Raw genomic sequence first — 10,068 nt, 5'->3', positions numbered from 1 at the left:
CCCGCGGCTCTTGTGCGAACGGCCACTCAGGGGGCGAGGGGCGGGCGGGGCCCCTGGGGGTCGTCGTCGGGCCCGCCGGACGCCCGGGGGGCGTCCTCGCGGATGACCTCGCCCTGGACGATCTTTCCGTCCGGGCGGTGCATCCGGGCCTGCTGGAACGCGCCCCCGAGGCTGCCGGGCGCCGCGGCCCGCATCCGGCGTTCCAGCGAGCGCTCCGCGTAACGGCTGATCATGGTCCGCACCGGCGGGACCAGCAGGAGCAGTCCGGCCGCGTCCGAGATCAGGCCGGGGATCAGGAGCAGCAACCCGCCCAGCATCAGCAGCCCGTTGCCCCGGGTGCCCTTGCCGCCCGCGGGGGCCGTCGGCGGCGTGGCGGGGGCGCCGGGCTGTCCCGGCATCTGCTGGAGGGTCTCGGTGAGGTTCTTGAAGGCGCGCCGGCCGGCGCTCTTGATGACCACGGCGCCGAGCGCGGCTCCGGCCACCAGGATCAGCAGGACCGTGAGGCCGCCCGCGGCCGAGGCGACCAGGGTCAGGAGCCAGATCTCCAGGACCAGCCAGGCGGCCAGGGCCAGCGGCAGGAATCTACGGGCGCGCGAGCGCCGGGGACGGGGCGGGGGCGGAGTGCCGGTCGTCATGCCCCCAGTGTGCCCGTACCGGCGTGCAAGCGGCGTAAGGGGGTGATCACGAAGCGGACCGGCCGGCGGGCCCCGGGCGCGTTCCCGGCACCGCCCTCGGTCGCGGGCCCCGGGGCGTGTCAGAGGGTCTTGCGGCCCAGGACCTTGTTCGCGCGGGAGGTGATGCCCCAGCCGGTGACCCGCCAGAGCGCCTCGACGAGGATGTCCCGGCTCATCTTCGAGTCGCCGATCTCCCGGTCGACGAAGGTGATGGGGACCTCGACCACGTGGTAGCCCGCCTCGACCGCGCGGCGGGCGAGGTCCACCTGGAAGCAGTAGCCCTGCGAGGCGACCTCGCCGAGCCCGAGGCCGTTCAGTGTCTCGGTGCGGAAGGCGCGGTAGCCACCGGTGACGTCCCGGACGGAGAGGCCGAGGGCGAGCCGGGAGTAGAGGCTGCCGCCGCGCGAGATGACCTCGCGGCTCTTGGGCCAGTTGACCACGCGACCGCCGGGCACCCAGCGGGATCCCAGGACCAGGTCGGCGCCCTTGAGCGCGGTGAGCAGCCGGGGCAGTTCCTCGGGCTGGTGGGAGCCGTCGGCGTCCATCTCGACGAGGACGCCGTAGCCGTGCTCGGAGCCCCAGGCGAAGCCCGCGAGGTAGGCGGCGCCGAGCCCTTCCTTGCCTTTGCGGTGCAGTACGTGGACCTGGTCGTCGGCGGCCGCGATCTCGTCGGCCGCCTTGCCGGTGCCGTCGGGGCTGTTGTCGTCGGCCACCAGGATGTCGGCGTCCGGGACGGCGGTGCGCACCCGGTCGACGATCGGCTTGATGTTCTCGACCTCGTTGTAGGTCGGAATGATCACCAGAACCTTGCCGAGCGGGCCGAACTGCCTCTGACCGCCGTCGTTCACTACTGCCCCTTAGAGTCCGAACACAGGGGGACACCATATCCAGCACACCGGCCGGACGGTCGCGCCCCCACGGGGGAACTGCGGATCGGGGCCCGGCGCCCTTCGGGCCGACCTGGGACCCGCTGGCTGCGGGTCGACCGAAAGCCGTTGTCTACTGAACGTCCGGGCCCCACCCGGGTCCCACCCTCCGTCCGGCTGAATCCTTCCCTCGCCCCCGAGGCGCGGGCGCTGAACCTGGCTGTCAGCGGTGGTGCGCCGGTGCGGCACACCGCCTCATGACCCAGCGGCGTTCGACGACTGCGTGGAGGTTTAACCGGTCGGACGTCCTGTGGTGGACCCGGCCGAACCTACCGGCCCGTGGGCGCTTTCTGTCAACAGCCGTGCGACCTGCGACTTTTTCCGAAATGGCCTGGTCAGTGCCGAAGGGGCGCAGGTCGTGGACCGGTGATCGGGCCATCGATCGGCGGTACGAAATATCCCGACGTCACTCGTTCGGTCGCACGTAGACCGTTTGTCCGAGGACCACGGTCCGCAGGCAGACGGGAAGGTCCGCCCCGGGGGTCAGGTCCGGCAGGCCGGGCGTGCCGGACCTGGGGTCGGTGGACCAGCGGGCGACCCGGTCGTCGGGGGCCTGGACCAGCAGTTCGGCGGTCCGCCAGACGGCGTAGTCGGCCGGGGCGCCGGGCACCAAAAGGCCCGCGTCGTCGCGGCCGATGGCCCGCCAGCCGCCCCGGGTGTGGGCGGTGAACCCGGCGCGGACCGAGACGCGGTGCTCCGGGGTGCGGTGGTGGGCGGCGGCCCGCACGGTGCCCCAGGGGTCGAGCGGGGTGACGGGGCTGTCGGAGCCGAAGGCGAGTGGCACTCCGGCGCGCAGCAGCGCGGCGTACGGGTTGAGGGAGGCGGCCCGCTCCGCGCCGAGGCGTTCGGCGTACATCCCGTCCGGGCCGCCCCAGGCGGCGTCGAAGGCGGGCTGGACGGAGGCGGTGAGGCCCAGTTCGGCGAAGGCGGCGATCGTCTCGGGGGTGAGCATCTCGGCGTGCTCGACGCGGTGCCGGGCGGCCCGGATCCGGTCGAGGCCGAGCGCTCCGGCTGCGGCCCTGATCCCGTCCACGACGGCGGTGACCGCGGCGTCGCCGATGGCGTGGAAGCCCGCCTGGAGGCCGGCCTCGGTGCAGGCGGTGACATGGGCGGCGATCCGGGCGGCGTCCAGGTGGGCGGTGCCGGTGTGCGGGGCGTCCGTGTAGGGCTGGTGCAGGCAGGCGGTGTGCGAGCCCAGGGAGCCGTCGACGAACAGGTCTCCGGCCGCGCCGATCGCGCCGAGTTCGCGGATGCGACGGGCGTCCTTCTCGTCCGCGATCTCCTCGGCCCAGAGGCCGAAGACGCGTGGTCCGGGCCGCTCGGCGGCCAGCGCGAGGAGGGCGGTGAAGTCCTCCTCGTCGGAGATCTCGGGCCCGCCGCACTCGTGGACGCTGCCGATGCCGAGGGAGGCGGCGTGGTCGAGGGCGGCGCGCTGGGCGGCGGCCCGCTGGGCGGCCGGCAGCGCGTTGTGCGCGGCGGCCCGCACCGCGTGGTGGGCGTCGCCGGTCAGCGGCCCGTCCGGGTGATACCCGCTCATCGCGGTGACGCCGGGGACCAGGTCCAGCAGGGCCGTCGTGACGACCGCGGAGTGCACGTCGATGCGCGGCAGGTAGAGGGCCCGGCCGCCGGCCGCCTCGTCGAGCTCGGCGCGCGAGGGGTGCCGCCGCTCGGGCCAGCGGGCGGCGTCCCAGCCGTGTCCGAGCAGGACGTCCCCGGGGGCGCGGGCGTCGCCGAACGCCCGGACGAGGCCGAGCGCCTCGGACAGGGTGCGGGCGCCGGAGAGGTCGAGCCCGGTCAGGGCCAGGCCGGTGGCGGTGGTGTGCACATGGGCGTCGGTGAACGCCGGGGTGACCAGGGCGCCTTCGAGGTCGACCACCTCGTCCACGCCGCTCGCGAAGGCGTCGGCGGCCCCTTCGGAACCCACCCAGGCGACATGCCCGCGTTCGACGACCATCGCGGTGGCGAACGGGTCGGCGGGGCTGTGGACGTCTCCGCCGCGCAACAGCACGGTGCGGTGGTCGGGGGTGCTCTGGGGGGCGGTGCTCTGGCTCATGGGACCAGTCTCGCGCCTGGCGGCGGCCGCCCGGACCGCGACCCCCTCCCGAAGGGCGGGGCCCGGGGTTCCGGGGCCTCAGATCCGCGGGGGCCGGGCCTCGTACGGGGTGGACAGGACGACGGTGGTCCGGGTGGACACGCCGGCGAGCGTACGGATCCGGGTGAGCAGGTGCTCCAGCTCCAGCGGGGTCGCCACCCGCACCTTGAGGATGTAGTTCTCGTCCCCGGCGACGCTGTGGCAGGCCTCCAGTTCGGGCACCCCGGCGAGCCGTTCGGCGATGTCGTCGGGGGCGCTCGGGTCGAACGGCTTCACCGAGATGAACGCGGTGAGGGGCAGCCCGACGGCCTCGGGGTCGACGACCGCGGCATAGCCGCGGATCACCCCGCGCTGCTCCAGCCTGCGGACACGCTGATGAACCGCCGAGGTGGACAGGCCCGTGGCCTTGCCCAGGTCGGTGTAGCTCATCCGCCCGTCCTTGACGAGCAACTCAACGATCTGACGGTCCAGCTCCTCCATGCGGATCAACCTATGGCCCCGGGCACCGCTCGGCACAGTCGCGCGGGTCACGGAACGGCACCTGCGAGCGGCATGTGACGAACGCCACAGGTGTGCGGGTCGGTAGCGGGCCGCCTCGCGATTACCGGCCACGCGCGGCGGGAAGTGCTTGCTGTGGTCGAGGCCGTGGCGCCTTGTCGGCCCACCCGAGGGGGGAATTTCCATGCAGAGCCTGAAACTCACCGAACGCAGCGAACCGGAGCCTGTCGATCCGGACGACGACGGCTTCGACGCGTACGACATGTTCGAGATGGTCCGGGTGATCTGCCCGGACTGCGCCCAGCCCATCGCGCTGCTGGCCGACGAGGACGTCCTGCCGGAGCACGCCCGGTGCCCCACGCCGTGGAACCCCTTCGTGCTCACCGTCTGCGCCGGGACCGGCCGCGGCGCGAGCGAGGCCCGGCCCGCCGACGAGACGCTGGAGCTCCAGGAGCAGGAGGCCGGGCTGCTGCTGACGCTGCCCCAGGGCCTCGACTGGCGGATGCAGCCCTTCTCGCACGCCGGAGGCCCCGGCTCCCGCCCGCTGCGCGTGCCGCGGATGCGGCGCGAGGCCGCCTGACCCGCACCCCGTACGCCCTGCCCAGCACCACGACGGCCCGCCGCCGTGGTGCCTGCGGCTCTCCCGCTCCCCGCCCGTCGGCCCGGTACGTGGGCCCCCGCGAACGAGCGCTCGAATCGGCGGGACAGTGACCCCGGCCCGCCCCGCGGCGTTGGCCCCGTATGACCACGCTGCATTCACCAGTCGGTTCGGGTCGCCGCCGGCTCGCCGCACCCGCCCCCGAAGAATCGGTTCCGCAGCCGGGAACACCCGCTCAGCCGCTGCCCCGCTCCACGGGAAACTCGCCCATGGGCGCCCCCGTGGATCCACCGATCTACAGCGCGCTGCTCAGACAGTGGGAGAGCGCCGGCAGAACCGTGCCGGGGCGCCGCGACCCGGAGTGGACCCAGGCCGCGGCGCTGCCCGCATGGTCGGAGGGGCCGCTGCGGTTCAGCGCGTCTCGGGACCCGCGAGGTGGCGCGCGATGACCATGCGCTGAATCTGGTTGGTGCCCTCCACGATCTGGAGCACCTTCGCCTCGCGCATCAGCCGTTCGACCGGGAAGTCGAGCGTGTAGCCGTATCCGCCGAGCACCTGAACGGCGTCCGTGGTCACCCGCATGGCCGCGTCCGTGCAGAACAGCTTCGCCATGGCGGCCTGCCGGGAGAACGGCTCGCCCGCGTCCCGCAGCCGGGCCGCCTCCAGATACAGCGCCCGGCCGGCCTCGATCTGGGTGGCCATGTCGGCGAGCATGAACCGCAGCCCCTGGAAGTCCGCGACGGGGCGGCCGAACTGGCGCCGGTCGGTGGCGTAGCGGACGGCCTCGTCCAGGGCGGCCTGGGCGACCCCGATGGCACACGCGGCGATGCCGAGCCGCCCGGAGTCGAGGGCGGACAGGGCGATGGCGAAGCCCTGGCCCTCCTCGCCGATGCGCCGGTCGTCGCCGACCCGTACGCCGTCGAAGTGGAGCTGGGCGGTGGGCGAGCCCTTCATGCCCATCTTCTTCTCGGGGAGGGCGGCGTTCAGCCCCTCGGCGTCGCCGGGGACGAGGAAGGCCGTGATGCCGCGGGCGCCCTCGACGCCGGTCCTGGCCAGCACCGTGCAGAAGTCCGCCACCCCGCCGTGGGTGATCCACGCCTTGGTCCCGGTGATGACCCATTCGTCCCCGTCCCGCACGGCCTTGGTGCGGAGAGAGGCCGCGTCGGAGCCGGAGGCGGGCTCGGAGAGGCAGTAGGCGCCCAGCAGACCGCCGGAGAGCATCGCCGGGAGGTGTGCGGCCCGCTGCTCGTCGGTGCCGTATCCGGCGAGTGCGTGGCAGGCGAGGGAGTGGACGCTGACGCCGAGTCCCACGGTGAGCCGGGCGGCGGCCAGTTCCTCCAGGACCTGGAGGTAGACCTCGTAGGGCTGGTCACCGCCGCTGTGGTCGGAGCCGTACGGGAGCCCGAGGAGCCCGGACTCGGACAGGAGGGTGAAGACCTCTCGGGGGAAGACGCCCGCTTCCTCCTCCTCGGCCGCCCGGGGAGCGATCTCCTTGGACACGATGTCGCGGACGAGCGCGATGAGCTGCCGGGACTCCTCGGTGGGCAGACGGCGTTCCACCGGCTGCGGGGCACGGTCGGACATGACGGCGCTCTCCTCCCTGTCGGGCGTTGCGGCGGTCGCGCGCTCGGGGTGGGAGAGGCGCCGCCGGGTGATCTCCCGGAGGTGATCCCGGGAAAGACAGACTGCGCAGCCGATCCTGCCCTCCCGGGTCACGGGTGGCGCGGTCATCCGCTGTGGCGGGTCGAGTATGCCCGATCGGACGCCTTCCGTCACGGGGGCAAAGGGCAGGTCGGAGGCGTGAAGAGGGCGGAAACGATCAGTGAATTGGTCCGAACCATTGACCCAACTGGTCTAGTCCTTCTACGGTTCCCCCCAACGCCAATCGCGTTCATGTCAAGCCGGGCGCACCTGCCCGGAGTTCGGCCAGCACCCCCCACGCACCAGCCCTCCCCCACGAGGAGCCACGATGCTCAAGCTGCACCGTCCCCGCGCCCGGCTCCGGGTGCTCGCCGCGGCCGCCTGTACGGCGGCGCTCGGCGCCACCCTGCTCGGCGTCGCGGGCACGTCCCCGGCCGGCGCGACCCCCACCGCCCGGTCCGACGCCGCCGCCGCCGCCGCGAAGGAAGCCGCCCCCACGGCCGCCGCGGGCGACAAGGTGATCGGATACTTCACCAACTGGGGTACGTACGACCGCAATTACCACGTCAAGAACATCGAGACGTCGGGTTCCGCGGACAAGCTGACCCACATCAACTACGCCTTCGGCAACGTGACCGGCGGCAAGTGCCGGATCGGCGACTCCTACGCCGACTACGAGAAGGCCTACACCGCCGAGGAGTCGGTCGACGGGGTCGCCGACACCTGGGACCAGGAACTGCGGGGCAACTTCAACCAGTTGCGCAAGCTGAAGAAGCTCCACCCCGACCTCAAGGTCCTGTGGTCCTTCGGCGGATGGAGCTGGTCCGGCGGCTTCGGTGAGGCCGCGCAGAACCCGGCCGCGTTCGCGAAGTCCTGCTACGACCTGGTGGAGGACCCCCGCTGGGCCGATGTCTTCGACGGCATCGACATCGACTGGGAATACCCCAACGCCTGCGGGCTCACCTGTGACACCAGCGGCCGCGACGCGTACGGCAACCTGCTGGGCGAACTGCGCAAGGCCTTCGGGAACAACAACCTGATCACCTCGGCGATCACGGCGGACGGCTCCGACGGCGGCAAGATCGACGCGGTGGACTACGCGGGGGCGGCGACCCACCTCGACTGGTACCTGCCGATGACGTACGACTTCTTCGGCGCGTTCGCGGCGCAGGGCCCGACGGCCCCGCACTCCCCGCTGACCTCCTACCCGGGCATCCCGTCGGAGGGCTTCAACTCGGACGCCGCGATCTCCAAGCTGAAGGGGCTGGGCATCCCGTCGGAGAAGCTGCTGCTGGGCATCGGCTTCTACGGCCGCGGCTGGACCGGCGTCACCCAGTCCGAGCCGGGCGGCAGCGCGACGGGCGCCGCGCCGGGCACGTACGAGGCGGGCATCGAGGACTACAAGGTCCTCAAGGACAGCTGCCCGGCCACGGGCAAGGTCGCGGGCACGGCGTACGCGCACTGCGGGAACAACTGGTGGAGCTACGACACCCCGGAGACCATCGGCACCAAGATGACCTACAAGAACGAGCAGGGCCTCGGCGGCACGTTCTTCTGGGAGCTGAGCGGTGACACGACGAACGGCGAGCTGATCAAGGCGATCGGCTAGTCTGCGGCGCGGCTGTGGGGGGTGGCGGTTCGCCACCCCCCACAGCCGTTTCCGGCCGCAGTTCGACAACAAGCCCTAGAGCAGGCCGAGCTGGGTGACGAGCATCGCGAGGACGACGACGAAGGCCCAGCCGGCGATGTGCTCCATCAGCTTCGAGCCGTCCTCGGGGCCACCGGTACGGGCCCGGCGGGCGTGGTGGGCGTGTGCTGCGGCGCTGGTCGCGGTCATGGGCGTCTCGCTCTTCGTACGGCTGCGGCAGGGGCCCCGCCCCCCTGGTGACCCGACCAGCGTGCCAGCGCCCCGGCCCGGACAGAACGAGATCCCGGTCACGGCCCGACGCGGCACGAGCGCCCGAGGGCGTACCGCTCCCCCGTGACGGCACGGAAAAATCGGCCGGGCCGCAGTCGGGGGCCCGGGCCCGCTGTGGGCGACGCCACAGCGTGCCGCCCCGGAGATCCCGGCCCGAGAAATCCCGGTGACCCCGGTCGGGGCGCCGGACATGCTGGGACCCATGAACGCATCAGCCCCCAAGGACATCCTCCGCTCCTACCTGCAGCACGCCCGTGACGCCCTGCTCTGGAAGCTCGACGGGCTCCCGGAGTACGACATCCGCCGCCCGCTCACCCCCACCGGCACCAATCTGCTGGGCCTGGTCAAGCATGTGGCGAGCGTCGAACTCGGCTATCTGGGCGACACCTTCGGACGGCCCTCCGGTGAGGCGCTGCCCTGGGTCGCGGAGGGCGCCGAGGCCAACGCGGACATGTGGGCCACCGCCGAGGAGTCGCGCGAGCAGATCGTGGGCCTCTACCGGCGGGCGTGGGCGCACGCGGACGCGACACTCGACGCGCTGGAGCTGGACACGGTCGGCCGGGTGCCGTGGTGGCCGGCCGGCCGCGACGACGTGACGCTGCTCCACGCCGTCGTCCGCGTGACCGGCGATACGCACCGGCACGCCGGGCACGCGGACATCCTGCGCGAACTCATCGACGGGGCCGTCGGGATGAACCAGGGCAACACCAGCATCCCGCCGGGCGACGCGGCGTACTGGGCGGGCCACCGGGAGCGGCTGGAGCGGGCCGCGGTGGCCGCCGGGGAGAAGCGCGGGGGGTGAGCCCTCCGGCGCGAAGCCGAGACCCCCGGTCCCACGCGAGGCGGGGAGCGCCGGTACGTGCGTCGGTAGCGGCTTCCTTTCCGATTCCGCACAGGCGCGGGAACTTTTCCGGCCATCCGGCCGACTACTGCCCCATGGGAAGAGACCGCGGTACCCAACCGCACGCCGCACCCCCCGCCGAGCCTCCCGAGGCGGCTGGCCACCTTGTGTCCATGCGTGCACCGGGCGGCCTGCCGAGGCGAGCGGCCAGGGGCCTGCTCTGCGGCTCGGCGTGCCTGGCCCTCGGTGCCGCGAGCCATGTCGCGGCGGGCGGACGTCTGCCCGGCGCGGGGGTGGTCGCGCTCCTGTTCCTCGCCCTGACCGTGCAGGGCGCCCTGCTGTTCGGCGGCCGGAAGCGGCGCTTCGACGTCGTGGTCCTGGTGCTCGGGGCGACCCAGTTCGCCCTGCACCACGCGTTCCACTTTCTCCCGGCCCCCGGCAGAGGCATGCATCCCGGGATGCATGCCGGGCACGGACACGGGACCCCGCACCACATGACCGGGGCGTCCGGGGGCCCCGGCGCCGCGCATGCCATGGACGCCGGGATGACCCTGGCCCACGCGGCGGCCACGCTCGGGTCGGCCCTCTGCGTGCTGTACGGAGAACGGGTGCTGCGACGCCTCGGGGCGCTGCTCGCCCCACGCGTCGTCCTCCGGTCGGCTCCGTCGCTCCCCTGCCCGCCCCGGTCGCGCCCGGTGCCGCCGGTGGTGGTGCGGATCCGGTTCGGGGCGCTCCTCGCCCGGGCCCGGTCCCGGCGCGGGCCGCCCGTGGCGGCCTCGGCCTGATCTCTCCCCTCACCTGCCCCGACGCCGGAACCGCTCCGGCGTCCAGGAGGCATGCGTGCGGGAGCCGTCGGGCGCGCGTCCGTCACCGACTGCCC

The 10,068-nt window shown here is 73.3% G+C and carries 10 protein-coding genes; 4 read left to right on the top strand and 6 right to left on the bottom strand.

The window, feature by feature from the left end; genetic code table 11:
* Nucleotides 1-26: 26 nt before the first annotated feature.
* The 4 genes from fxsA to D3105_RS11135 form a co-directional block, all read right to left on the bottom strand.
* Nucleotides 27-635 (bottom strand): FxsA family membrane protein, encoded by a 609-nt coding sequence (gene fxsA, locus D3105_RS11150; RefSeq protein WP_118902838.1) that lies wholly within the window; start codon nt 633-635, stop codon nt 27-29.
* Nucleotides 636-754: 119 nt separating this feature from the next.
* Nucleotides 755-1,522, bottom strand: a complete 768-nt coding sequence (locus D3105_RS11145; RefSeq protein ID WP_030722520.1) for a polyprenol monophosphomannose synthase — start codon at nt 1,520-1,522, stop codon at nt 755-757.
* Nucleotides 1,523-2,006: 484 nt separating this feature from the next.
* Nucleotides 2,007-3,653: an amidohydrolase gene (locus tag D3105_RS11140; RefSeq protein WP_118902836.1), complete on the bottom strand. Its 1,647-nt coding sequence runs from the start codon at nt 3,651-3,653 to the stop codon at nt 2,007-2,009.
* A 78-nt stretch (nt 3,654-3,731) separates the two neighbouring features.
* Nucleotides 3,732-4,172: an Lrp/AsnC family transcriptional regulator gene (locus D3105_RS11135; RefSeq protein ID WP_010057405.1), complete on the bottom strand. Its 441-nt coding sequence runs from the start codon at nt 4,170-4,172 to the stop codon at nt 3,732-3,734.
* A 202-nt stretch (nt 4,173-4,374) separates the two neighbouring features.
* Between D3105_RS11135 and D3105_RS11130 the strand changes: the two genes are divergently transcribed.
* Nucleotides 4,375-4,770, top strand: coding sequence for a hypothetical protein (locus tag D3105_RS11130; protein WP_118902833.1), 396 nt, complete (start codon nt 4,375-4,377; stop codon nt 4,768-4,770).
* Between the two features lie 429 nt (nt 4,771-5,199).
* Here D3105_RS11130 and D3105_RS11120 read toward each other — a convergent pair whose 3' ends face one another.
* The gene (locus D3105_RS11120; RefSeq protein ID WP_118902830.1) at nt 5,200-6,372 is read right to left on the bottom strand and encodes an acyl-CoA dehydrogenase family protein; all 1,173 of its coding nucleotides are present in this window, start codon (nt 6,370-6,372) and stop codon (nt 5,200-5,202) included.
* Nucleotides 6,373-6,757: 385 nt separating this feature from the next.
* Between D3105_RS11120 and D3105_RS11115 the strand changes: the two genes are divergently transcribed.
* Nucleotides 6,758-8,038: a glycoside hydrolase family 18 protein gene (locus tag D3105_RS11115; protein ID WP_118902827.1), complete on the top strand. Its 1,281-nt coding sequence runs from the start codon at nt 6,758-6,760 to the stop codon at nt 8,036-8,038.
* 75 nt (nt 8,039-8,113) lie between these two features.
* Here the strand turns inward: D3105_RS11115 and D3105_RS11110 are convergent, their stop codons facing one another.
* The gene (locus D3105_RS11110; RefSeq protein ID WP_118902823.1) at nt 8,114-8,266 is read right to left on the bottom strand and encodes an SCO1431 family membrane protein; all 153 of its coding nucleotides are present in this window, start codon (nt 8,264-8,266) and stop codon (nt 8,114-8,116) included.
* 283 nt (nt 8,267-8,549) lie between these two features.
* Between D3105_RS11110 and D3105_RS11105 the strand changes: the two genes are divergently transcribed.
* Together D3105_RS11105 and D3105_RS11100 are read left to right on the top strand one after the other, a co-directional pair.
* Nucleotides 8,550-9,149, top strand: coding sequence for a DinB family protein (locus tag D3105_RS11105; protein ID WP_118902843.1), 600 nt, complete (start codon nt 8,550-8,552; stop codon nt 9,147-9,149).
* A 332-nt stretch (nt 9,150-9,481) separates the two neighbouring features.
* Complete coding sequence (locus D3105_RS11100; protein ID WP_118902820.1) at nt 9,482-9,973, top strand: hypothetical protein; 492 nt, start codon at nt 9,482-9,484, stop codon at nt 9,971-9,973.
* The last annotated feature ends 95 nt before the right edge of the window (nt 9,974-10,068 follow it).

Source organism: Streptomyces globisporus (assembly GCF_003501885.1).
In the GTDB taxonomy this organism is placed as follows: domain Bacteria; phylum Actinomycetota; class Actinomycetes; order Streptomycetales; family Streptomycetaceae; genus Streptomyces; species Streptomyces globisporus_D.
This window is presented reverse-complemented; position numbering and strand designations above follow the sequence as displayed.